Annotated in this window: 19 protein-coding genes and 1 tRNA gene; 12 read left to right on the forward strand and 8 right to left on the reverse strand. The window is 64.6% G+C overall.

Going from position 1 to position 24151, the window contains the following annotated elements; genetic code table 11:
* The first annotated feature begins 54 nt into the window (after positions 1 to 54).
* The 5 genes from ASC93_RS26670 (at position 55) to ASC93_RS26690 (ending at position 7168) form a co-directional block, all read left to right on the forward strand.
* Entirely contained in the window at positions 55 to 2367 is a 2313-nt protein-coding gene (locus ASC93_RS26670) for an NADP-dependent malic enzyme (RefSeq protein ID WP_056449924.1), read from the forward strand.
* 360 nt (positions 2368 to 2727) lie between these two features.
* On the forward strand, positions 2728 to 3771 hold the full coding sequence (gene gmd / locus ASC93_RS26675; protein ID WP_056449926.1) for a GDP-mannose 4,6-dehydratase: 1044 nt from the start codon (positions 2728 to 2730) through the stop codon (positions 3769 to 3771).
* A gap of 37 nt (positions 3772 to 3808) precedes the next feature.
* Entirely contained in the window at positions 3809 to 4726 is a 918-nt protein-coding gene (locus ASC93_RS26680; protein WP_056450159.1) for a GDP-mannose 4,6-dehydratase, read from the forward strand.
* Positions 4723 to 5988: a glycosyltransferase family 1 protein gene (locus tag ASC93_RS26685; RefSeq protein WP_307189034.1), complete on the forward strand. Its 1266-nt coding sequence runs from the start codon at positions 4723 to 4725 to the stop codon at positions 5986 to 5988. Before ASC93_RS26680 ends, ASC93_RS26685 begins: the two co-directional genes overlap by 4 nt.
* 28 nt (positions 5989 to 6016) lie before the next feature.
* Positions 6017 to 7168 (forward strand): glycosyltransferase family 4 protein, encoded by a 1152-nt coding sequence (locus tag ASC93_RS26690; RefSeq protein WP_056449928.1) that lies wholly within the window; start codon positions 6017 to 6019, stop codon positions 7166 to 7168.
* 60 nt (positions 7169 to 7228) lie between these two features.
* Here the strand turns inward: ASC93_RS26690 and ASC93_RS26695 are convergent, their stop codons facing one another.
* Both ASC93_RS26695 and ASC93_RS26700 read right to left on the reverse strand, forming a co-directional pair.
* Entirely contained in the window at positions 7229 to 8269 is a 1041-nt protein-coding gene (locus ASC93_RS26695; RefSeq protein WP_056449930.1) for a two-component system response regulator, read from the reverse strand.
* The gene (locus tag ASC93_RS26700; protein ID WP_056449932.1) at positions 8266 to 11643 is read right to left on the reverse strand and encodes an MHYT domain-containing protein; all 3378 of its coding nucleotides are present in this window, start codon (positions 11641 to 11643) and stop codon (positions 8266 to 8268) included. Before ASC93_RS26700 ends, ASC93_RS26695 begins: the two co-directional genes overlap by 4 nt.
* 238 nt (positions 11644 to 11881) lie before the next feature.
* Between ASC93_RS26700 and ASC93_RS26705 the strand changes: the two genes are divergently transcribed.
* The gene (locus tag ASC93_RS26705) at positions 11882 to 12622 is read left to right on the forward strand and encodes an ABC transporter substrate-binding protein (RefSeq protein WP_056449934.1); all 741 of its coding nucleotides are present in this window, start codon (positions 11882 to 11884) and stop codon (positions 12620 to 12622) included.
* Between the two features lie 247 nt (positions 12623 to 12869).
* The gene (locus tag ASC93_RS26710; protein WP_056449936.1) at positions 12870 to 13469 is read left to right on the forward strand and encodes a PEP-CTERM sorting domain-containing protein; all 600 of its coding nucleotides are present in this window, start codon (positions 12870 to 12872) and stop codon (positions 13467 to 13469) included.
* Between the two features lie 551 nt (positions 13470 to 14020).
* On the opposite strand, the gene ASC93_RS26715 is transcribed toward ASC93_RS26710, so the two are convergent.
* From ASC93_RS26715 to ASC93_RS26725, 3 genes are read right to left on the reverse strand one after another with little or no spacing between them, the layout of a single operon-like run.
* The gene (locus tag ASC93_RS26715) at positions 14021 to 14293 is read right to left on the reverse strand and encodes a PAAR domain-containing protein (protein WP_056449938.1); all 273 of its coding nucleotides are present in this window, start codon (positions 14291 to 14293) and stop codon (positions 14021 to 14023) included.
* A 58-nt stretch (positions 14294 to 14351) separates the two neighbouring features.
* Positions 14352 to 15257: a hypothetical protein gene (locus tag ASC93_RS26720; protein ID WP_157202136.1), complete on the reverse strand. Its 906-nt coding sequence runs from the start codon at positions 15255 to 15257 to the stop codon at positions 14352 to 14354.
* Between the two features lie 7 nt (positions 15258 to 15264).
* Positions 15265 to 15975: a hypothetical protein gene (locus ASC93_RS26725; RefSeq protein WP_056449942.1), complete on the reverse strand. Its 711-nt coding sequence runs from the start codon at positions 15973 to 15975 to the stop codon at positions 15265 to 15267.
* Between the two features lie 368 nt (positions 15976 to 16343).
* On the opposite strand from ASC93_RS26725, the gene ASC93_RS26730 reads away from it, so the two are divergent.
* The 3 genes from ASC93_RS26730 to ASC93_RS26740 all read left to right on the forward strand — a co-directional run bounded on the left by ASC93_RS26730 (position 16344) and on the right by ASC93_RS26740 (position 18500).
* Complete coding sequence (locus ASC93_RS26730; RefSeq protein WP_056449944.1) at positions 16344 to 16946, forward strand: type IV toxin-antitoxin system AbiEi family antitoxin domain-containing protein; 603 nt, start codon at positions 16344 to 16346, stop codon at positions 16944 to 16946.
* Positions 16943 to 17785 carry a nucleotidyl transferase AbiEii/AbiGii toxin family protein gene (locus tag ASC93_RS26735; RefSeq protein WP_056449946.1) on the forward strand — a complete coding sequence of 281 codons (843 nt, stop codon included), beginning with the start codon at positions 16943 to 16945 and terminating at the stop codon, positions 17783 to 17785. Before ASC93_RS26730 ends, ASC93_RS26735 begins: the two co-directional genes overlap by 4 nt.
* Positions 17786 to 18080: 295 nt before the next feature.
* On the forward strand, positions 18081 to 18500 hold the full coding sequence (locus tag ASC93_RS26740; protein ID WP_157202137.1) for a DUF6188 family protein: 420 nt from the start codon (positions 18081 to 18083) through the stop codon (positions 18498 to 18500).
* A gap of 167 nt (positions 18501 to 18667) precedes the next feature.
* Here ASC93_RS26740 and ASC93_RS26745 read toward each other — a convergent pair.
* Positions 18668 to 18752, reverse strand: a tRNA-Leu gene (locus ASC93_RS26745).
* A 148-nt stretch (positions 18753 to 18900) separates the two neighbouring features.
* Here ASC93_RS26745 and ASC93_RS26750 point away from each other — a divergent pair.
* Positions 18901 to 20868, forward strand: coding sequence for an APC family permease (locus ASC93_RS26750; protein ID WP_056449949.1), 1968 nt, complete (start codon positions 18901 to 18903; stop codon positions 20866 to 20868).
* A gap of 21 nt (positions 20869 to 20889) precedes the next feature.
* On the opposite strand, the gene ASC93_RS26755 is transcribed toward ASC93_RS26750, so the two are convergent.
* Positions 20890 to 21363, reverse strand: coding sequence for a hypothetical protein (locus ASC93_RS26755; protein ID WP_056449952.1), 474 nt, complete (start codon positions 21361 to 21363; stop codon positions 20890 to 20892).
* A 284-nt stretch (positions 21364 to 21647) separates the two neighbouring features.
* On the opposite strand from ASC93_RS26755, the gene ASC93_RS26760 reads away from it, so the two are divergent.
* Positions 21648 to 22259 (forward strand): FxDxF family PEP-CTERM protein, encoded by a 612-nt coding sequence (locus tag ASC93_RS26760; protein ID WP_082548371.1) that lies wholly within the window; start codon positions 21648 to 21650, stop codon positions 22257 to 22259.
* A gap of 27 nt (positions 22260 to 22286) precedes the next feature.
* Here ASC93_RS26760 and ASC93_RS26765 read toward each other — a convergent pair whose 3' ends face one another.
* A complete protein-coding gene (locus ASC93_RS26765; protein ID WP_056449956.1) occupies positions 22287 to 24047 on the reverse strand; it encodes a glycosyltransferase family 39 protein in 1761 nt (586 codons plus the stop codon).
* Positions 24048 to 24151 lie beyond the last annotated feature (104 nt).

Below are 24151 nucleotides of genomic sequence, written 5' to 3' on the forward strand. Positions count from 1 at the left end.
GTGACACTCTGCTAAAATCGGAGACCCCCCGTCAGTTCAAAAAGGCAGCAGAGCATGGATTCGTCAATCGATAAAAAAGAAGAATTACGTCAACAACTGCGGGCTGCCGCGCTCGAGTACCACCAGTTTCCCACTCCCGGCAAGATCGCCGTCACCCCGACCAAATCCGTCTTGAACCAGCGCGACCTGGCCCTGGCGTACTCGCCGGGCGTCGCCGCGCCCTGCGAAGAAATCGTCAAGGACCCCGCCACCGCCTATAAATATACGGCGCGCGGCAATCTCGTCGCCGTGATCTCGAACGGTACCGCGGTGCTCGGCCTGGGCAATATCGGCCCGCTGGCCAGCAAGCCGGTCATGGAAGGCAAGGGCGTGCTGTTCAAGAAGTTCGCCGGCATCGACGTGTTCGACATCGAGATCAACGAGAACGATCCCGACAAGCTGATCGAAGTGATCGCGGCGCTGGAACCGACGTTCGGCGGCGTGAACCTCGAGGACATCAAGGCGCCCGAGTGCTTCTACATCGAGCGCAAGCTGCGCGAGCGCATGAAGATCCCCGTCTTCCACGACGACCAGCACGGCACCGCGATCATCGTCGGCGCCGCCATCCTGAACGGCCTGAAGGTCGTCGGCAAGGACCTCAAGAAGTGCAAGATGGTCGTGTCCGGCGCGGGCGCGGCGGCGCTGGCCTGCCTCGACCTGGCCGTCGACCTCGGCTTCCCGATCGAGAATATCTATGTGACCGACCTCGCCGGCGTCGTCTACAAAGGCCGCGCCGAGCTGATGGACCCGGACAAGGAACGCTTCGCCCAGGACACGCCGCACCGCTCGCTGGCCGAGATCATCCCCGACGCCGACATCTTCCTGGGCCTGTCCGCCGGCGGCGTGCTCAAGCCGGAGATGGTCGCGAAGATGGCGCCGAACCCGCTGATCCTGGCGCTCGCCAACCCGAACCCGGAAATCCTGCCGGAAGACGCGAAGGCCGTCCGCGGCGACGTGATCATCGCCACCGGCCGTTCGGACTACCCGAACCAGGTCAACAACGTGCTGTGCTTCCCGTACATGTTCCGCGGCGCGCTGGACTGCGGCGCGACGACGATCACGCGCGAGATGGAAATCGCCGTCGTGCACGCCATCGCCGACCTCGCCCACGCCGAGCAGTCGGACATCGTGGCATCCGCGTACGGCATCTCGAACCTGTCGTTCGGTCCGGAATACCTGATCCCGATGCCGTTCGACCCGCGCCTGCTGACGCACATCGCGCCGGCCGTGGCCAAGGCCGCGATGGACGGCGGCGTCGCCACCCGTCCGATCGCCGACCTGGCCGCCTACGCCGAGAGCCTGCAGCAATTCGTCTACCGCAGCGGCAGCTTCATGAAGCCGCTGTTCCAGATCGCCAAGAGCGCGCCGGCCGAGCGCAAGCGCATCGTCTTCGCCGAGGGCGAGGAAGAGCGCGTGCTGCGCGCCGTGCAGGCCGTCGTCGACGAGAAGCTGGCCCGTCCGATCCTCGTCGGCCGTCCGGCCGTGCTCGAAAAGCGCATCGAGAAATTCGGCCTGCGCCTGAAGCAGGGCGAGCACTTCGACGTCATCAACCCGGACTTCGACGAGCGCTACCGCGACTACTGGCAGACCTACCACCAGATGGTGATGCGCAAGGGCGTCACGGAAGACCTCGCCCGCCTGGCGATGCGCCGCCGCCACACGCTGATCGGCGCGATGATGATCCACAAGGGCGACGCCGACGGCATGATCTGCGGCACCTACGGCACGACCGAAGTCCACCTGCAGTACATCGACCAGGTGCTGGGCAAGCGTGCCGGCAGCAATGTGTATGCGGCGCTGAACTTCATCATCACCCAGGAACGCCAGATCGCAATGGTCGACACCCACGTGAACGAGAATCCGACCGCGGAAGAACTGGCCGAGATCACGATCATGGCGTCCGAGGAACTGGAGCGCCTGGGCGTCACCCCGCGCGTGGCGCTGCTGTCGCATTCCAACTTCGGCACCTCGAACAGCGCGTCGGCGAAAAAGATGCGCGCCGCGCTGGCGCTGGTGCAGCAGAAGGCCCCGAACCTGGAAGTCGACGGCGAGATGCACGGCGATACGGCGCTGGACTCGAAGCTGCGCGCCAAGATCATGCCGCAATCGACGCTCAAGGGCGACGCCAACCTGCTCGTGATGCCGAACATCGAAGCCGCGAACATCGCCTACAACGTGCTCAAGACGGCGGCCGGCAGCGGCGTCGCCGTGGGCCCGGTGCTGCTGGGCTGCGCGCGTCCGGTGCACATCCTGACCCCGTCGGCGACCGTGCGCCGCATCGTCAACATGACGGCACTTTGTGTCGTCGACGCCGTGTCGGAGCGCTGACACAGTCTGGTGTTGTAGATTCGCCACCGGCGACAAAATCTGACAAAAGGGCCGTTCGCGGCCCTTTTGTCATTCAAATGTAGAAGTTCCCGACAATTCGTGAATATGTAATAAAGCTTGAGGGACTCGTAACAATGCGTAATCACGCGACGTCCTGATACGGTTTCAGGCGATAATAGACGAGTACTTATTGTATATTTTGCACGATTTCTCTTGCGTAATGATACAAGCACCACTCTGATACAATGCGAGGTTGTCGGAAATTTACCGGTCCGCGCCACATGCGGCTGACATCCCGCATGCCGTCCCGCCTCGGCTGCCGCGGCGGCCGTCACGGACCACCACTGGATCACCAAGAACATGCAAACAACAAAAAAGGCCCTGATCACCGGTATTACCGGGCAGGATGGCGCCTATCTGGCGCAACTACTCCTGGAAAAGGGCTACCACGTGACCGGCACCTTCCGCCGGTCCAGCTCGGTTAACTTCTGGCGCATCGCCGAACTCGGTATCGAGCAGCATCCCAACCTGTCCCTCGTCGAATACGATCTCACCGACCTCTCCTCGAGCATCCGCCTGATCGAATCCTCGCGTCCCGACGAGGTGTACAACCTGGCCGCGCAAAGCTTCGTCGGCGTCTCGTTCGAGCAGCCCGTGACCACCGCGTCGATCACCGGCATCGGCGCCGTCAACCTGCTCGAAGCGATCCGCATCGTGCATCCGAAGGCGCGCTTCTACCAGGCGTCGACGTCCGAGATGTTCGGCAAGGTGCAGGCCGTGCCCCAGGTCGAGTCGACCCCGTTCTACCCGCGCAGCCCGTACGGCGTGGCCAAGCTGTACGCCCACTGGATGACCGTGAACTACCGCGAGTCCTATGGCATCTTCGGCAGCTCCGGCATCCTGTTCAACCACGAATCGCCGCTGCGCGGCCGCGAGTTCGTCACGCGCAAGATCACGGACTCCGTCGCCAAGATCGTCCTGAACAAGCTCGACGTCCTGGAGCTGGGCAACCTCGACGCCAAGCGCGACTGGGGCTATGCGCGCGAATACGTGGAAGGCATGTGGCGCATCCTGCAGGCCGACGAGCCGGACACCTTCGTGCTGGCCACCAACCGCACCGAAACCGTGCGCGACTTCGTCACCATGGCCTTCCGCGGCGCCAATCTGGACATCGAATGGAAGGGCGCGGGCGAGCAGGAAACGGGGCATTGCGCCCGTACCGGCAAGCTGCTGGTGCGCGTGTCGCCCAAGTTCTACCGTCCGGCCGAGGTCGAGCTGCTGATCGGCGACCCGTCCAAGGCGCAGCGCGAACTGGGCTGGAAGGCCGGGACGTCGCTCGAACAGCTGTGCCAGATGATGGTCGACGCCGACCTGCGTCGCAACGAAACCGGATTCTCGTTCTGACATGAACCGCATGGTCACGGAAGATCTCGTCCGTATGATGGGGCCGCTGAGCGAACCGCGCGAAGGCGAGGGCAAGCGCGCCCTGATCACTGGCCTGCGCGGCTTCACCGGCTACTACATGGCGCGCGAGCTGACCGCGGCGGGCTATCACGTCTACGGCACGGTGCTGCCGGGCGACGAGACCGGACCGGACATCTTCACCGTCGACCTGAACGACCGCGCCGCGCTGGCCGCCGTGATCGAACAGGTGCGGCCGGACGTGGTCGCCCACCTGGCCGCCATCGCGTTCGTGGCCCACAACGACGCCGAGCAGATGTACCGCGTCAACGTGGTCGGCACCCGCAACCTGCTGGAAGCGCTGGCGAACGGTTCGCACAAGCCGTCCAGCGTGCTGCTCGCCTCGTCGGCCAACATCTACGGCAATGCCGACGTGCCCGTGATCGACGAATTCGTGGCACCCGCGCCGGCCAACGACTACGCCGTGAGCAAGCTCGCGATGGAATACATGGCGCGCCTGTGGATGGACAAGCTGCCGATCGTGATCGCGCGCCCGTTCAACTACACGGGCGTCGGCCAGACCGAGAACTTCCTGCTGCCCAAGATCGTGTCGCACTTCCGCAAGGGCGCGCGCCGCATCGAACTGGGCAACCTGGGCGTCGCGCGCGACTTTTCCGACGTGCGCACGGTCGTCGCAAGCTACCGCCGCCTGCTCGCGGCGGCGCCCGCCGGGGAAGTCTTCAACGTCTGCTCCGGCCGCTCGCATTCGCTCGAAAGCCTGGTCGACATGATGAGCGACATCGCCGGCTACCGCATCGAAGTACACGTCAACCCGGCCTTCGTGCGCGCCAACGAGGTGCTCACGCTGTCCGGCAGCAACGCCAAGCTGGCGGGTGCGATCGGCGCCATCGAGCCCACCCCGCTGGTCGAGACGCTGCGCTGGATGTACCGGGCGTGAGCACGGTGCCGACCGCCCTGGATGCGACCATGATCGAACTGGGCCTCCCCAAACGACGACCGGACGGTGCGACCGGGCTGCAGGACCGCGTCCGGACCGTGCCGGGCGCCGCCACCGCGGCGAACGACGCGGCGGCGCAGCCCGACCTGCGCATCGGCATCGGCACGACCATGATCGAGCCGGCCTTCACGGGCGGGCACCTGGACGGCATCGGCGTCTATACGCAGGCGCTGCTGCGCCACCTGCCGCGCGCCGGTTGCGCGATGGCGCCGTATTCCTGGCCGCGCCTGCGCAGTGCCGGCCCCGTCACGGCCGGCGCGGCGCTGCCCCACACGTTCGAGCGGGCATCCTTCGTCGACCTGGTGACGCCCGGCGCGCACCGGGTGCACATGCCGGTCGACGTGTTCCACGTGACGGACTACCGCGTCGTGCGCATGGATTGCCCGGTCGTGGCGAGCCTGCACGATGCGTTGCCGGTCAAGCATCCCGAATGGTGCAACCCGCGCATGCGCGGGTTGAAGAACTGGCTGCAGCGCAAGGCCGCGCAAAAGGCCGACCACGTGATCGCGCTGTCGCACTTCGCCATCGACGAACTGGTCGACTGCTTCGGCATCGACGAGCGCCGCATCACCGTCGTGCCCTGCGGCGTGGACGACGAATGGCTGAACCCGCCGCCGGCGGACGCCGTGGCGACGACGTTGCGGGTCAACGGCTTGCGGCCCGGGTATTTCCTGTTCGTGGGCACGCTGCAGCCGCGCAAGAACGTCGAACGCCTGCTGGACGCCTATCTGTCGCTGCCGGCCGCCGTGCGCGCGGAGCGCCAGCTCGTCATCGTGGGCAGTGCCGGCGCGCGCTCGGAAGACGTGCTGCGCCGCATCGCCGCCGCCGTGCAGGATGGCGCCGACGTCGTGTGGCTGAACCACCTCACCGACAATACCGAGCTGCGCCACGTGTACGCGGGCGCGGGCGTGTTCGTGTTCGCCTCGCTGTACGAGGGCTTCGGCATCCCGGTGGTGGAAGCGTTCGCGTCCGGCGTGCCGGTCGTCGCGTCGAACACGACGTCGCTGCCGGAAGTGACGGCCGGCGCGGCACTGGAGGTCGATCCGCTCGACACGGGCGCGATCGCCGACGCCATGCTCACGCTGGCGCGCGAATCCGCCGTGCGGTCGCGCTGCATCACGGCCGGACGGGCACGCGCCCTCCAGCTGACCTGGAACGCGACGGCACGGCTGACGGCCGCCGTCTACCGCTCCCTCCTCTGACGAACCGACCGTATACATGTCAAAACCCATGCGTGTCCTCCACTTCTACAAGACCTATTACCCGGATTCGGTAGGCGGGGTCGAACAGGTCATCCGTCAGATGTGCGTGGGGACAGGGCGCTTGGGCATCACGAATCAGGTGCTGTCGCTGTCGCGCGACCGCCGCCTGGAACCCTTCGACTACGAAGGCCATACGGTGCACCGCGTGCCCCTGAATTTCGAAGTGGCGTCGAATGCGGTGTCGGTGCAGGCGATCGGCAAGCTGGCGCGCATGGCGGCGGAGGCCGACGTCGTGCATTACCACTTCCCGTGGCCCTTCATGGACGTGGCGCACTTTTTGGCGCGCATCGACAAGCCGACCGTCGTGACGTACCACTCCGACATCGTGCGCCAGAAAGCGCTGCTGAAGCTGTACCAGCCGCTGAAACACCGTTTCCTGAAAAGCGTCGACACGATCGTCGCCACGTCGCCGAACTACCTCGCATCGTCGGCCGTGCTCGACGGCTACCGCGACAAGACGCGCGTGATCACCTTCGGCCTCGACAAGACCAGCTATCCGGAACCGGACCAGGCGCACCTGGACCACTGGCGCGCGCGGGTCGGTCCGAAATTCTTCCTGTTCGTGGGCGTGCTGCGCTACTACAAGGGCCTGCACATCCTGCTCGACGCCGTGGCCGGCACCGACTACCCGGTCGTGATCGTCGGCGCGGGGCCGATCGAGGCGGAACTCAAGGCGCACGCCGCACGCCTGGGCCTCACGCGCGTGCAGTTCGTGGGCGCCGTGGACGACGTCGACAAGGCCGCGCTGCTCAAGCTGTGCTACGCGGTCGCCTTCCCGTCGCACCTGCGTTCGGAAGCGTTCGGCATCTCGCTGCTGGAAGGCGCGATGTACGGCAAGCCGATGATCTCCAGCGAGATCGGCACGGGCACCACCTACATCAACGTGCACGGCGAGACGGGCCTGGTCGTGCCGCCGTCCGACCACGACGCCTTGCGCGCGGCCATGCAAAGGCTGTGGAACGATCCGCAGATGGCGCAGGAGATGGGGCAGCGGGCCGAGGCACGGTACTGGCAGCTGTTCACGTCGGCGCAGATGGCCGACAACTACGCACGCCTGTACCAGGAACTGGTGGCGCGCAAGGCGGAAGTGCAATTCACTGCGGCGCCCCGGCTCGGGTAACGTCAACACGTCGCGCACGTCCGCGTGGGCACAGGGTGCCCACCGCAGCACGCGAACAAATCAGGCCGCCACGGGTATCGGTACGGGCGTCGGCGTCGGCGTCGGCGCCACATTTTCCTCCGCCCAGCGCGTACGGATCGCACGGATGGCCGGCATCTGCGCGAGGAACAGGTCGACCAGCACCGGATCGAAATGCCGGCCCTTCTGCTTGACGAGGAAGTCGAGCGCTTCTTCTTCCGTCCACGCTTTCTTGTAGGGCCGGATCGACGTCAGGGCGTCGAACACGTCGGCGACGGCGCAGATGCGGCCCTCGAGCGGGATCGCATCGCCGGCCAGGCCGTTCGGGTAGCCGGTGCCGTCCCATTTCTCGTGGTGGGTGAGGGCGATGTTGCGCGCCAGCGCCAGCACGCCGTGCTCGTGCCGGCCAATGATCTCGGCGCCGATCTGCGCGTGCGCCTGCATGATCTTCCATTCGTCCGGATCGAGCGGTCCGGGTTTCAGCAGCACGCGGTCGGGGATGCCGATCTTGCCGACGTCGTGCATGGGCGCGGCGTGCAGCAGGTCGTCCGCTTCCGCTTCCGTCATGCCGGCGGCCAGGCCGAGGATGCGCGCAAAATGGCTCATGCGGATGACGTGCAGGCCGGTCTCGTTGTCCTTGTATTCGGCGGCCAGGCCGAGGCGCTGGACGATTTCCAGGCGCGACGCGCGCAATTCTTCCATGCGCACGAGCGACAGGTGGGTGCGCACGCGCGCGCGCACGATCGGCGGGCTGACGGGCTTGGTGATGTAATCGACGGCGCCGGCCTCGAAGCCTTCCAGCTCGTCGTCCGTGTCGTTCAGCGCGGTGACGAAAATGACCGGGACGGCGGCCAGCGCCGGGTCGGCCTTGAGGGCGGCGCACACTTCATAGCCGCTCATGCCGGGCATCATCACGTCGAGCAGGATCAGGTCGGGCAACTCCTCGCGCGCCAGCTCGAGCGCGCGCGGGCCGTCCTTGGCGAAGCGCAGGCGGTAATGGTCTTGCAGGATCTGGCGCAGCAGCTGCAGGTTGCTGGCTTCGTCGTCGACCGCAAGGATCAGCGGCTGGTTGACGGTGGTCATTCGATAATCTCCTGTGCCGGTTCGTCGATGGCGGCCAGCATGGCGTCAAGTTGTTGCAGGGCGAGGTCGAACTCGAAATCGGAAATGGCGGCGTGCACCTGGGCCACGCGCGCGGCCAGCGGATGCCCGCTGGCGGCGGCGGCCAGGCCGGCCAGCGCGGCGTCGTCCAGGCCGCCGCGCTTGAGCGCGTCGCGCAGGACGTTGCCGGCGCGGCGCGCGCGGTCCATGTCGGCCACGGGACGCGCGGCCTGGTGTTTCGCCGTGGCGGACAACGCGCCGGCCGGCACGGGCTGCGCCGCGCGGATCGCATCCAGCGATGCCTCGAGCAGGCTGCCCAGGCCGTCCAGCGCCGCGTCCAGGGCAGTCTCGGCGCCGGGATACAGCTTGCCGCTGTCGCTGTCGACGAGGCCTTCCAGATTGGCCAGCGCGTCGGCCAGCAGTTCCAGGCCGAGGTTGGCGGCGATGCCGCGGACCTTGTGCGCCTGCATGCGCAGCGCGCGGTAGTCGGCGGCCGTGGCGTGGGCCGCGAGCGTCGCGCCGAGGTCGGCGTGCTGGGCGGCGAAGTGGGCCAGTGCTTCGAGGTAGGCGTCTTCCTTGCCGCTCCAGCGGCGCAGGCCGACGTGGCGGTTGTGCGTCTGGCGTTCCTGCGCCGGCAGGTCTTCCGCCTGCTGGCCCGGGCCGAGGCCCAGCACGCGCGCGATTTCATGCGACAGCGCGAACCAGTCGACGGGCTTGCTGGCGAAGCCGTCCATGCCGGCCTCGGCGCTGGCGCGGCGGTGCTCGGCCAGGACGCTGGCGGTCATGGCGATGATCGGCACGCGCGGGCTGCCGGCTTCTTCGGCCTGGCGGCGGATCAGGCGCGTGGCCGAGAGACCGTCGATGGTCGGCATCTGGAAGTCCATCAGGATCACGTCGAAGCGCTCGCGGGCCGCCATGTCGACGACGGCGGCGCCGTCGCCGACGGCCGTCATCGTGTGGCCGCGGCGCGCCAGCAGCAGTTGCAGCAGTTCCAGGTTCTGCGGCACGTCGTCGGCCACCAGCACGCGCAGCGGCGGCAGGGCGGCGGCGGTGCGCACGCGCGGCTGCTGCGGGGCGAAGCGCGCCAGCACCAGCGGCAGCACCACGTGGAACGTCGTGCCCTGGCCCAGCTCGCTTTCGGCCCAGATGTGTCCGCCCATCAGCTCGACCAGCTGCTTGCTGATCGTGGTGCCGAGGCCCGTGCCGCCGAAGCGGCGCGTCATCGAGGCGTCGGCCTGGGTGAACGGCTCGAAGATGGCGGCGAGGCGCGCCGGCGGGATGCCGATGCCGGTGTCGCTCACCATGAAGTGCAGCTGTTCGTCCTTGAACTCGGCGCGCAGGGTGACGCTGCCTTTTTCCGTGAACTTGATCGCGTTGTCGAGCAGGTTGGTGAGCACCTGGCGCACGCGCAGCTCGTCGCCGCGCAGGCAGGTCGGCAGCGCCGGATCGTATTGGATGTCGACGTGCAGGCCCTTGGCGCGCGCGTTCGCCGCCAGCGTCGACGACAGTTCGTCGATCAGCGACAGCAGGTTGTAGTCGTTCTGCTCCAGCTCCACCGCGCCTTTTTCCAGCTTGGCCGTGTCGAGGATCTCGTTGAGCAGGCGCAGCAGGGCGCGGCCCGAGCTGCGGATCGTGTCCAGGTGGCGGCGCTGGTCGGTGTTCAGTTCGCCGTCCAGCAGCACGTCGGTGAAGCCGAGGATGGAATTCATCGGCGTGCGGATCTCGTGGCTCATGTTGGCGACGAAGCTGGCGCGCGCCGCCGCCGCCTGTTCGGCGTTTTCCTTGGCTTCGCGCAGCGCGTCTTCCATCTGGCGCCGTTCCGTGATGTCGAGGATGACGCCGTCCAGCCAGCACAGCTCGCCGTCCTCGTTGCGCACGCCGGTGCCGTTCTCCCACATCCAGCGGCTGCTGCCGTCCGCGTGCAGCAGGCGGTATTCGACGAGGTAGGGGCGGTCCTCGCGCAGCGCGGTGGCGATCGTCTCCGACACGCGCACGCGGTCGGCCGCGTGGATCAGCGGCGCGAAGGTGCGGCGCGGCGCCGCGCCCAGGAAGTCGCGGCCCGGATAGCCGGTGACGCGCTCGACGGCGTCGCTGATGAACAGCATCGGCGGCTCGCCCTCGATCAGGCTGCTGCGGTAGGAAATGCCGGGGATGTTGCCGATCAGCGAACGGAACTGCTGCTCGCTGGCGCGCAGCGCCTGCTCCATCTTGCGCCGCTCGCTGATGTCGGTGATGAAGCAGACGAACAGGTCCTGCTGGTCGAGGCGCGCATGGCCGAGGGCGCGCCGGATCGGCACGATGCTGCCGTCCTTGCGGCGGCCGGTCACGTCGGCGCCGCGCGCGCTGGTGCTGATTTCTCCCGTCTGCAGCGAGCGCAGCAGGCCGACTTCCTCGGACGCGGACTCGTTGCCGATCACGAGGCGGATGTTCTGGCCGACGATTTCCTCGCGGCTCCAGCCGAAGATGCGCTCGGCCGAGGCGTTGAATTCGCGGATGGTGCCCTGGCGGTCGACCGTGATCACGCCGTCGACGGTGGTGGTGAGCAGGGCGCGCATCCATGCTTCGCTGCGCGACAGTTCGCGGAATACCTGGCGGTAGCGCAGCAGGGCATTGGCGGCCAGCACGAAGACGGTGAAGGCGACGACGATCAGCGTGATCGCCAGTGCCAGGAAGGTGTCGTTGCTGGCCCTGTGCGGCGTCAGCGTCGAAACGTGGCCGACGAAGCGCGCCGCCTCCATGCCGGTGTAGTGCATGCCCGCGATGGCGCAGCCCATCACGACGGCGGCGAGCAGCAGGCGCCGTTGTTCGCTCAGCCGGTGCGACAGGCTGGACAGGCCGAAGCGCACCCACAGCGCCAGCGTGGCCAGCACCACCGCGACGACGATCGACATCCCGAACATGAACGGGTCGTAGCGCAATTCGAGACCCATGCGCATGCCGGCCATGCCGGCGTAGTGCATGACGCCGATGCCGGCGCCGACCAGCACGCCGCCGGCCAGCAGCCCCCAGCCGCTCAGGCGCTTGCGCGCGATGACCGCCAGCGCCACGAACGAGGCGCCGATGCTCGGCAGGCTGGACAGGATGGTGGCGGTCGGGTCGTAGTCGACGTCCGTGCACAGGTCGAAGGCCAGCATGCCGATGAAGTGCATCGCCCACACGCCGGCGCCGAGCGCCAGGCTGCCGGTGCCGAGGACGACCCAGCGCTGCCCGCGGTTGGCGGCGGCCTGGCCCGCGATCTGCAGGCCCATCCAGGAGGCGAAGATCGCGACGAGCACGGACAAGGCGACCAGCTTGGGCGTGTACATGCCGTAGCTGAGCAGCGACGGATCGGAAGGGAGCGTGAACACGGACAGCATGGCGTGTGATTTTTCGAGAGAATGACGAATTTGGTTGTTACTCGTCAGTATGGCATTTTCAGAACTGAAAGTCTTTCCTGTCAGCATCAAATGCCGGATGAACACGAAAGTTGTCGCATGGACGCCACCGGAAGACGGACAATGTTGCTGAGTTGTTACGCGTTGCCGCATTTGTGATGTTGCTGCTATGCTAGTTAAACGGGTCGTCCGCCGGGGACGCCCGCATAGGGTGCGACGTATGAAAACGACAGTTCTTGCCGCACTGCTGGCGCTGGCCTGCACATTGGCCCGGGCGGAGCCGGCACCGCGGCTGTACCTGACCACCGAGACCTCGGCACCGTACAGCATGCGCGACGGCGACCGCGTGACCGGGATCGGTACCGACATGGTGCGCGAGATCATGGCCCGCTCCGGCATCGGCTATTCGATCGACCTGCTGCCGTGGAAGCGCGCCTACACGGCCGCGCTGGAACGCGGCGACGCCTGCGTCTACTCGACCACCCGCACGCCCGAGCGCGAACCGCATTTCAAATGGGTCGGACCGATCGGCGAGGCCGAGTGGGTCATGATGGGCCGCGCCGACCGCCACTACGACCTGCACAGCCTGGACGACGCGCGCGCCTACCGCGTCGGCACCTACAACGGCGACGCGCGCGACCAGTTCCTGCGCGCGCACGGGTTCAACGTCGACCCCGCGCCCATCGATTCGATCAACCCCCGCAAACTCATGATGGGCCGCATCGACCTGTGGGCCGCCAGCATCCGCCGCGACAGCCTGACGGTGGACCGCATGGGTTATGCCGGCAAGGTGGTGCCGGTGTTCGTGTTCAACCGCATCCGCGTCTACCTGGCCTGCAATCGCGCTGTGCCCGATGCCCTGGTGGCGCGCATGAACGGGGCGCTGGAAGCCATGGAGCGCGACGGTACGACGCGTGCGATCGTGCACAAGTATGACGATTGGGGATTGCCGGCGCACTAGGCTGGCCGTGCCGATCGACATGACGGCATCGGGAACACGAGCGCGCCATCGTCGCCGTGCGCAACCAGGGCAAGCCGATCCCGATGCGCACGGTGTCGGAAACATTTACACATTCAGTTCGTATGTCCCTGCCGACGCAAGAAAATTCAATACAAGTTGAATATAATCAATTAGATAGATGATATGGAATAATTATTGCTCAGAAAAATTCCGTCTGTTTATAACAATACTTGACTAGGGATTAAAGATGAGCAGCTTTTGGACCAGGATTGCCGGTGCAACTTTGATTTCGTTTGCTGGGCTCGCCCACGCCACCCCGACGCTCACCTCGCTCGGTGGCAACCAATACGAGGCGAAATTTGATCCGGTGTCCTTCAACGTGACCAGCGGCGGGGAAGTCGCCGCCGTCGTATTTAAAGATTTCTTTGCGTCCAATTCGGGTAGCTGTGGCAACTACGTGAGCGGATCGGTGCTGGCAAACGTAAACGGCGGCCCCTCGCAAACATTGACTGGCAACACTTGCACCGGCGCCTACGCCGACTATCACGACGTGCATCACAACGATCTGCTCGTGACGATTCACGACGCCTTCGGTTCGGCCATCGGTGTCGTTGCCACTGGCGACATCGTGACGGCTTCGTCGACCGGTTACGTATTCTCACTGAACGGTCTCAACGTTGCAGCCAATCCTGGCACCCAGTATGCCTATCTGGTGAATAATAATTTTGTGCGCGTCTCGGACACGGCAGCCATCCGTGACAACGCGGTGCCTGAACCTGGCTCGCTCGCGCTGATTGGCCTCAGCCTCGCGGCTCTGGCTGCCGCACGACGCCGGAAATCGGCTTGATCCGGTTTGGGGGCACCCGTTGGAAGGGAACGGCTCCCGGATTCTACGCAGGGCCCGGTTTGACTCGTGGATGACATCACGGCGCCTTTGCCACTCGCCGCCGTTGCCGGTGCCAGCCCTCAAGACCGTTTGCGGTTGCGCTGCAACCGCGGATCGCTGCGCGGATTGCCCCATACCGAAGCCGTGACCAAGCACGGCGCAGCACAACAAAAAACCCGCGTCCTCCATGAGAGCCGCGGGTTTTGATCGTGGTGCTGCGTGGTGATGCGTGGTGATGCAGTGTTTTGGTGCTCCGGCCGGAATCGATGAGTTTGCTGGAAGCCGCGTGGCTGCTGGGTTTTCGTTGCGGGCTCAGCTGTGGCATGGGTACACGCATGGATACAAAGCCGGTTAGGGTATGGGTGCGGTTTTCGAATGCGGAATCCCGCTGATCACTTTGACCCTTGTCGACGATGTTAGTTCACTGTCGTTTCCCCGGGAGAGATGGCCAGGAGAAGACGACGAGATACGCGGCGGCCTGCGCTTTGCGTACGTCGGCCGGGCCGATCCGCTCACGCACCGCTGCCAATACCATCGGTGCCGTTCAGCGTGGATTCGCAGACGCATCCACCGCTCGTCTTCATGCCATGCACGACGCGCGGTCGCCCGTTGGAGAGGATGTGGCGCATGTCGCCCTCGGCGATCACGCAGCGTTTGCGGCAGGAGACGCGCGCGCCCTGGAAAGCGTAAGCGCGCCCGTGGCTGACGCAGGTGGCATCGCCTTCGAGCACGGTGCCGCCACACTCGGTCTTGTCGCCAACGCGTACGAAGCCCGCGTTCGTCATGGGGTTCTGCCGATGGCGGAATGACGTCGACTGGAGCGCATCGCTATCTCGCGCGCCATCAGTCTTCCTTGGCCTTGCATTGCGAGACCGGATATTTTTTCTTGCTGATCTTGGCCTTCTCGGGGTCGCCGGACACCATGTTTTCCTCGATCAGGCAGTATTTGCCGTCTGTATATTTGTAGACGTTCATGCCTTTGTACTTGGATCCGCCGCTGTACTCCTCGTAGATCTCATCGGTGCTGTACCGCGTGTGCGTGACGTTAATGTCGCGCAGCGACGCCGGCGCGTCCACGTAACGGTGTTGTGCCTGGTCGTACAGCCAGTAGAGCTGTTCGCCGTTCTCGACCGGTACCGCGAGATCGGGATAACCGTCGAAATTCAGGTCGCGATTGTCGTAATGGAGATTCGAGAGCGATGTGAAGATGTTTGCGTCGGCCGGGATCGATTGCGTCAGCTTCTGGTCGCGATAGATGTCGAGCCCCTTCAACTTCGTGTCGCCGCCCGTGCTCGCGACGCGGGCCACGATCCTGAGGTTGTCCGCCGCCCCGACGGCGGTCGCCGTGAATTCCAGGCTCTTGCCGTCCGGCGAACGCCATGTTCCCGAAAAGATGTTGCCGGCGATTTTGCCGTCGAACTGGCCGGTCACTTTATCCTTGAACTTCTCGACCAGCGTGACGCCGCCCGCGGCATTCGCTGTACCGCTCAGGTCGATCCAGCGGGGCGCGTCGTGCGCACCCTGCTTCATGTAGGCGTAGGCCCCCTCAACGGTCGTTCCTTCCTGTGACAGCACCATCAGGATGCGCTTGTTGGACAGGGTCCCCTCGTAGCGTGTTGGCGGCTTGCGCACGGCGCTCAGTGTCACGCTCTCTATTTTCGACGATGGGGTTGCCGCGTCAGCGGGCACTATGCTCAAGCAGGCACTGGCCACCGCCAGAGATGCAAACAGTTTTTTCATGTTGTTCATTTCGTTTTCACTTAAAAGCGGGATAGGCGACGTCGAACGCTTCCCGACGTTCCTTCAGGCCGTTGTTGCCGCCGTTGACCCGCTGGGTGACTTTTGCGACGACCTGGTGCGTGGCGCCTTTGTCCGCCACTTCGTACACCTTGTATTTCATCCAGAACCAGATCGCCGAACGAATCGAGTAAGGATACTTGACAATCAAGTCGGGATCGTCGACGCAGTTGGGCACCGGCCCGGACCAATAGCGCGAATATTCCGCGGGGAATAATGAATACTTTTCATAGCCAGTAATTTGCAAGAGCCCGCGTCCGCGAAAATTGGAGCCGTCGTCGGGATGGTCGAGACGATTGTTGTTGAGACGCAGGAAATGCTTTCTGCCGATGGCGTTCTGGTCGGCATGCCGGATGAACTTCTTGGAATTTTTCGGGTCCTTGAGGTAACCATCCTGCTCAGCCTCTTTCGGGTGCGCCCGATAGTACTCGCTGAAGCTCAGCAGCGCCTCTGGCGAGTATTCCCAACTCTCCCGTACAGGTTGCATGCTGTTGCCGGTTTCACCCTTCACCTGCGAGAAAAAGTGCGCCCGCCGCAATGGTGTGTCGAGCTTGAAGGTTGCCAGGTCAGCGTTCACCTCGTTCGCAATGCTTTGCAGGTACGCGTCGGTGGCGCGCTTCGAGTCCGTGAAAATCTTCCGCAATTGCGCCACCGTGACCTCGCCCGGCACCGGTCGCGACGCTTGGGTTTGGGGCTCATCCTTCTCGTGCTGCCCGGCGCCGGCAGTATGGCAATCAGGTCCGCGTGGACGTCCTCAAATGATAGCGACTCGTACTGGGTAACCAGCCGAGTTGCATGCTGTTCGTAATAGGGGATGGCGGACATCGGCTGTTGTCCCTGCTGTTGAGCTGATTGCTATTGTAATGTGGCACTGTTCAATATCCATATTTTTGTTTCAATTGGGCAATTTTTGACAGGTTTGGGATAACAAATTTCGTCATGACGAAATCGCAGCGTGTTTGCCCAACACCGGCTGAGATGATGAACAAAACCTCGGCAAATATGGATAATTACCTATATTTTGTATAGACTGGTGAGATGAACCAGGCCGACAGAATTCTTGAGCTGGCGCGATCCAAGGGCGTGCTGCGTACCCGTGACGTGGACAGTGCCGGCGCATCGCGCGCGCTCCTCGCGTCGCTGACCGATGAAGGCAAGCTGCTCAAGCTTGGTCGCGGCTTGTATGTTCTGCCCGACCGCGCAGCATCTGCCTACGACACCTTCGCCGAAGTGGCCGCGCGCAGCGAAAATGGCGTGCTATGTCTGCTGTCCGCGCTGCGCTTCCACGACCTGACGACGCAGCAGTCCTCCGACGTGTGGCTCGCCATCCCGCACAAGGCCCACGCGCCGCGCTTCGACTATCCACCTCTGCGCGTGATTCGCATGTCCGGACCGGCGATGACCGAAGGTGTGGAGACGGTCGATGTCGCCGGTACGCAGGTGCGCGTGTTCGGCGTGGCGAAGACGGTTGCCGACTGCTTCAAATTCCGCAATAAGATCGGTCTCGACGTCGCCCTGGAAGCGCTGCGCGAAGCCTGGAACGGTAAGCGCACAACGATGGATGAACTGTGGCGCTACGCCGAGATCTGTAGGGTGGCGAACGTCATGCGTCCGTACCTGGAAACCGTAGGGGTAGCATGAAGGTGACGAATCGCGCCGCATCCATCCGCGCGCGCCTACTGAACCGCGCACGCGCCGAGAGGGCGGACTTTAACCTGATGCTGACGCGGTATTCGCTTGAACGCCTGCTGTACCGATTGAGCGTATCGCCGTGGGCCGACCAGTTCCTGTTGAAGGGTGCGCTGCTCTTCGACCTGTGGTTCGACCAGCCGCATCGGCCAACCCGGGACATCGACCTCCTCGGGTTTGGTCCCTCGGAGATCGACCATTTGATCGCGGTCTTTCAGCAGGTCTGCACGACGTCGTCCGATGATGGCATCCTCTTCGACCACGCGAGCGTGCGGGCGGCACCGGTTCGCAAAGAGGCGAATTATGAGGGCGTGCGCGTCACCCTGACCGGCACTCTGGATAATGCACGCTGCTCGGTGCAGATTGATGTGGGCTACGGCGATGCCGTCACGCCGGCTCCGGAACTCGTGCAGTTCCCGGCTCTTCTGGACGATGTCGAGGCACCGTCGCTGCGCGCCTATCCGGTGTACACCGTGATCGCAGAGAAGTACGAAGCGATCGTCAGCCTCGGCATGGCGAATACGCGCATGAAAGATTACTTTGATCTCTGGTTCCTTGCGACCTATGTCGAGATCGATGCCGCTGTCCTGCGACAAGCTGTTCAGGCGACGTTCGCGCGCCGACGAACCGAAGTGCCTGCGACCGTCCCGATGGGGCTGAGCAGCGCCTTTTTGGCGAGCCCGGTCAAGCAGCAGCAGTGGCGCGCGTTTCTCTCCAAAAGCAAGCTTGAAGCCCCGGGCCTAGATGAGGTGATAGCGACGCTGCGACGCTTGCTTGCAATTGGGGACTGAGATCGGACTCGCCCGCAGACGCTTTAGGCATTTTAGGTCCATGACGTTTGGCGTTCGGCATCCGTGAACAAAGTATGGATACAAAAACGCGGGCTGGTAATGGACGAGCTCAAACTTCGGCGCACAAAAAAACCGCGTTCCCAGAGGGAGAAACGCGGTTTCTTGGACTTTGCGGGACTACTACAGATGAGTAGGTGGTGCCTCCGGCCGGAATCCGAACTACAATAAAATCAACTGCTTATAGCCCTGGCGCGTAAATTCTGCGTACCTGTACCTGATCTTTTCAGAGAAACCAATGCCTGGATTTTCAATTCCCGATGATTTCCCCTTGCAGGATTTCGTAGCCCAAGAACTGGCAAACATCTCGATCGGACGCCACTCCCTTGCCATGGCATTTACACGAGTTCGAGCCGTAGTGGCTGGCACACCAAAATACGAAGACGGCGCATCTATCTGGATCGAAGCTGGCTTCAGGCTCGAAACGCCATCGGGAGAGATCATCACTGCTCGCAATGCGGATCTGTCGTTGAAGGCGGCTCATCTGCTTCCGCTCCTCGGACAGGAGATTACCTCAGTTGAACGCCAAGCTAACAATCAACTCAGCCTGAAGTTCTCTGACGGTTCAGAATTGCTACTGGTCGTGGACGAGCAGGGGTATGAGTCCTACCACCTCCAAATTGCGGGGGATTCGATCGACGTGACCAAAGAGTGGTAAGTCAGGCGTAAATGCCGCGTAATTTGTGCGTAATTGATCGACGGAAGATGCGGCGATTTGCGGTAATGTGCGGATCTTCAGCACAAGGGACTGAAGGGCTAAATCCCTGAAAGTATTGAAGAAACAGTAGATTGCGGGATTTTGAGGGGTCGTGCGATGCAAGCTGTTGGTGCCTCCGGCCGGAATCGAACCGGCACGCCTTTCGGCGCTTGATTTTGAGTCAAGTGCGTCTACCAATTCCGCCACAGAGGCTGCAAGCGCAGGCGCGCATATTAGCACATGTGATGCCAAACTGACCAGCGCGCGAGGATGGCGTATTGCCGGCAGTGGGCGCAGGGGGCGTTCCGGCGTATGATCTCGCCTACTTGAGCTAACGCGCCGCCCTGAAGCGGCCTGGACGATGAAGAATAAGAAAATACGCGAGATCATCCTCGGCAAGCCGCTCGATCCCATGAAGAGCGAGACGCGCCACTCGATGGCCCTGGTCGCCTTCCTGGCCTGGGTCGGGCTCGGGGCGGACGGCCTGTCCTCCTCCTCGTACGGTCCGGAAGAAACCTTTCGCGCGCTCGGTCCCCATACGCACCTCGGCCTGTACATGGCCGTCGCCACCGCCGTCACGGTGTTCATCATCGCGCTCGCCTACAACCAGGTGATCGAGCTGTTCCCGACCGGGGGCGGCGGCTACCGTGTGGCCACCAAGCTCGTCGGGCCGTACCTGGGTCTCGTGTCCGGTTGCGCGCTGATCCTCGACTATGTGCTCACCATCGCGATCTCGATCGCGTCCGGCGTCGATGCGCTCGCGTCGTTCCTGCCGCTCGGCTTCCAGCCTTATAAACTCTGGGCCGAAGCGTTTTTCATCGGCCTGTTGATCGTGATGAACCTGCGCGGGCTGAAGGAGGCGATCCAGATCCTGCTGCCGATCTTCCTCGGCTTCGTCGCCACGCACATCGTGCTGATCGTGTACGGCATCGTGGCGCACGCGTCGCACCTGCCGCAGCTGCTGCCGAATACGATGGCCGAAACGGGCTCGCTCGCCGGCCAGATCGGCTGGACCGGCGTGGCCGGCATGCTGCTGCTCGCGTATTCCCAGGGCGGCGGTACTTATACGGGCCTGGAGGCCGTGTCGAACAACGTCAACCTGCTGGCCGAGCCGCGCGTCCGCACGGGCAAGGTGACGATGTTCTACATGGCGCTGTCGCTGGCGATCACGGCCGGCGGCATCATCCTCTTGTACCTGCTGTGGGATGCGCGGCCGACGGCCGGCGAGACGCTGAACGCGACCACGTTCCGCCGCATCATCGCCCACATGGGCCTCGGCAGCGAACTGGTGAACCAGGTAGTGCTCGCCGTCGCTCTCGCCTTCGAGGCCGGGCTGTTGTTCGTGGCGGCCAACACGGGCTTCCTGGGCGGGCCGTCGGTGCTGTCGAACATGGCGTCGGATTCGTGGGTGCCCCACCAGTTCCGCTACCTGTCCACGCGCCTCGTGACGCAGAACGGTATCCTCGTGATGGGCATCGCCGCGCTGGCGATCCTGTTCTGGACGCGCGGCCAGGTCACGCTGCTCGTCGTGCTGTATTCGATCTCGGTGTTCCTGACGTTCGCGATCTCGCTGTTCGGCCTGTGCCTGTACTGGTGGCGCCATCGCAAGGACACCGACAATGTGCGCTGGGTGCGGCGCTTCCTGCTGTCGCTGGTCGGTTTCGTGATCTGCGCCGGCATCCTGGCCGTGCTGCTCGTCGAGCGCTTCACGCAGGGCGGCTGGGCCACGGCGCTCATCATCGCCGCCATCGCCGGCCTGTGCATCTTCATCCGCAACCACTACCGCGAAACCAAGCGCGCCATCCGCTCGGTCGACCGGGTGTTCGCCAACCAGCCGTTCGGCCCGGTGAAGGAAGTCGCCGAGCCGGAGCCGGAGGCGCAGACGGCCGTGTTCATCGTCGGTAATTCCCGTGGCGGTGGCCTGCATGCGCTGCTGTGGGTGTTGCGCATGTTCCCCGGCCACTTCAAGAACTTCCTGTTCGTGAACGCGCGCACGGTCGACTCGCACGCGTACGGCGGCGAGGGTGCGCTCGAAAAGATGCGCAAGGATGCGGCGCGGACGCTGGAATACTTCGTCGATTTCTGCCAGAGCCATGGGATGGCGTCGGCGTCCTACATCGGCTTCGGCACGGACGCGGTGGAAGAAGTGACCCGCATGTGCGAGCAGATCAACCGCGAGTACCCGAACACCATTTTCTTCACCAGTAAATTGATCTTCGCATCCGACAACTGGTTCACGCGGCTGCTGCACAACCAGGCGTCACTGGCGGTGCAGCGCCGGCTGCACCTGGAAGGCTTGCAGATGGTGATCCTGCCGATGAAGGTGTGAGGCCGGCCGGCGAGGCCAGGCTCAGCAGCTGAGCTGGCCGCGCAGGGCGCGCAGCGTGCACATCGGGCCGGTGACTTCGAGCATGTGATCGCGCACGGTGACCGTGATGTCGGCGCCCCGCCATGTCGGCCAGCGCGCCGTGCGCATGCGGTAGCGCACGGTGCCGGGACTGCGTTCGTCCGCCGCATAGCCGAGCCGCTCCATGGCGTCGTCCAGCGTGCCGACCAGGTGGCAGGCGGAGAAGCGCGTCGTGACCTCGAACCGGCCGGGAAGCGTCCGCGCGACGGCCGGCAGCAGGCCGCCCAGCAGCACCGGCACGACGATGTAGCCGAGCGGCGCCGTCGGATCGATCAGGTGGAAGGCGAGGACAAGGGCGGGCAGGCCCAGCACCATGCTCAGCAATAAAAGCGCCGCGCGCTGGACGGGGACGGCCGGGGATGGGCGATGCGGTCCCTTCCGGACGCGCTCGATCTCGGAAAACGTCACGCTTTTCATGGAGAGTCCTTTCGTTGAACGACGGCTGGGACCGGCCGCATACTCCATTTTGATCAAGCGCCTTCGCAGCGGATTGACTTCCCTCAAACTCGCTTTTTCCGAAATGAACTGTTTTTAGAACGAAAAATTCCTAGAAGGAAAATTCTTTTCTGAACAGAAATGAGTGAAATTTGTGCGAGACCTAACGGTTGGTCAGGCTTGCGGAATTTAAGCTGTGGCGACGGATCGGTGCAAGACACGCGTTCCTGGATAGCGAGTCCGATTAATCTTTCAACGGAACTATCATGACACTCAAATCTCTCGTTCTGGCCGTGGTCGCGGGCGCAGCCCTCATGGCGCAAGGCGCGGGGGCGGCAACGGTCGATCGCACGGCGCCGCTCGTGACGGCGGACGACGGCCTCGGCGGCTTCAATGCGCATTTCGGCGATACGTTTGCGCAATCGACCACCGGCAGCACCTTCACCGATATCTTCACCTTCGACGTCGGCACGCCATTCGACGCTGCCGCCTCGCTGACGTCGTCCTACCTCAACACGCCGCAGGCCAAGGACCTCCTGATCACGGGCTTCTCGCTGTATCGCTACGATCCGGTCACGAAGGCCATGCTCGGTACGGCGATCGCCGGCATCGACGGGACCGGGACCGGTACCGATGCCCCCGATTCCTGGTCGCTCTCCGGCTATGGGCTGACGAGCGGTTCCTACGCGATCCAGGTGGATGGGCAGGTGCGCGGCGTCGGCGGCGGGGCGTTCGGCGCCGACCTGACGATCTCGCCGGTGCCGGAGCCGCAGACCTGGGGCATGCTGCTGGCCGGCCTGGGCGTGTGCTCGACGCTGGCCTGGCGCCGGCGCCAGTTCGTGCGCGCGGACGACAGGCGCATCCGGCGTCCGTCCTGAACGGATAGCGCGCCGGCGCGCTGCGGATCAGCGCACGCGCCGGTACAGGCGGAAGCGTTCGTCGCGGTCGGACGGGCGGCGGCCCTCCCACAGCAGCGTCCAGTCGCGTGCGTGGAAGGGAAGCGCGGCACCGCCGCGCACGGGTGCGCCGTTCTGTATTGCGCTGTCCGGAACGGGGGCCGTCCGGGCGACGCTGTCCTGCAGCAGCAGGAAGCGGCACTCGCCGCCGTCGACGGGGGCGAAGGGCAGGTGGCCGAAGTAGGCGAACGAGGCGCGCTGCGGTGCGCCGACGTTCGTGTCGATGCAGTCGGCGTCGGCCGGCAGGCGCGCGGCGATCTGCTGGGCCACGCTGGCGTAGCTCTTGCCGTAGTTCAGGTCGGGCAGGAACAGCGTCATCAGGAGCACCCACAGCAGGATCAGGCCGCCCGACGACAGCACCACGGCGCGCCACAGCACCGACGGTTGGCGCGACAGGCGCCAGTGCACGAGGAAGATCCAGCCGACCGTCGTCGCGGCCGCGACGAGGAAGGCGACGATGCCGAATTCCGGCTTGAAGCCCGGCACCAGCTTGAGGGCGTTCTTGGCCAGTTGCGCGGGCCAGCCCGTCAGCTTGGCGATCCAGAACATCCAGACCAGGCCGCCCAGCAGGGTCAGCACCATCACCGAGAACCAGTCGATCGCATTGATCGCGCCGCGCTTCATCGTCGGCAGGCCGAACGCGGCCATCAATGCCATCGGCGGCAGCAGCTTGAGCAGGTCGCCGCGTTCCGGCACGGGGTCGCACAGGACCACGAGCGCGAGGACGCCGACGAAGCAGGTCGGCAGGATGATGTGCAGCAGCCCGTGCTGGCGGCGCCAGGCCCAGGCGGCCCAGGCGGCGAACGGCCAGGCCGGCCAGAAATACCAGATGCCGACGCGGAAGAAGGCCTTGATCGCATGCCAGCCCGGCACGCTCAGCTGCTCGGCGTTCCAGGTCAGCCAGCCGGAGACGGGCGACAGGCCGTACGGATGCGCCAGCGTGGCCGGCACGGCCCACGCGAGCGTGATGAGCAGGGCGGTGCCGGCGGCCTGGCCGAGGTGGCGGAGCAGGGGCGCCGTCGGCAGCTTGAGGAAGCGGGTGCACAGGTAGAGCGCGGCCAGCAGGGCCAGCGACGGGGCGAAGCCGCGCGTCAGGATCAGCAGCCCCAGCACGGCGCCGACGAGCACGGCGTTACGCGGCGTGCCGTCCTCGATGTAGCGCACGGCGCGGAACAGGAACCAGGACAGCAGCGCGCCCTGCAGGGTGACGGCCAGCGTCTCGTGGCTGTGCAGCAGCAGGCCCAGGCAGCCGAGATAGATCAGGACGGCCGTGTCGGCCAGCGTGCGGCCGTAGTCGTCCGGTTCCGGCTGGCCGCCGAAGGCCAGGCGCAGCGGCTGGGCTTCCGAACGCCGGCCCAGGTGGAAGGCCGTGTGCCACAGCGATATCGTGCCCAGCGCGAAGATGCCGATGGTCGAGATGCGCGCCCCGAGCACGTCGCCCACGAGCCAGCCGAACAGCTTGATGCACAATGCCCCCAGCCAGAACGTCAGCGGCCCCTCATCGGGCGACGGCAGGCCGGCGATGTTCGGCAGCAGCCAGTCGTGGATGCCGCCGTGCGCCATCGTCCACATGATGCCGAAGCTGGCGGCGTCATCCTTCCACGGATCGCGCCCGATCAGGCCCGGCAGGATGTACAACAGGCCGAGTGCATACAAAGCCCAGCGTGGCAGCGCGAGGGTGGCGGCGGCGGGAAGGCGGACGGGTTTCATCGATAGCGCGAAGTAATGCAGTAAATTAATGTCGCGTAGTATAAGGGGAGCAAGGAAAAGCGTCGCGGGTGGCATTGCTACGAAGCGTAACGCGAAAAAAAAAG

The sequence above is a fragment of the Massilia sp. Root335 genome, assembly GCF_001425685.1.
Lineage (GTDB): Bacteria > Pseudomonadota > Gammaproteobacteria > Burkholderiales > Burkholderiaceae_D > Telluria > Telluria luteola.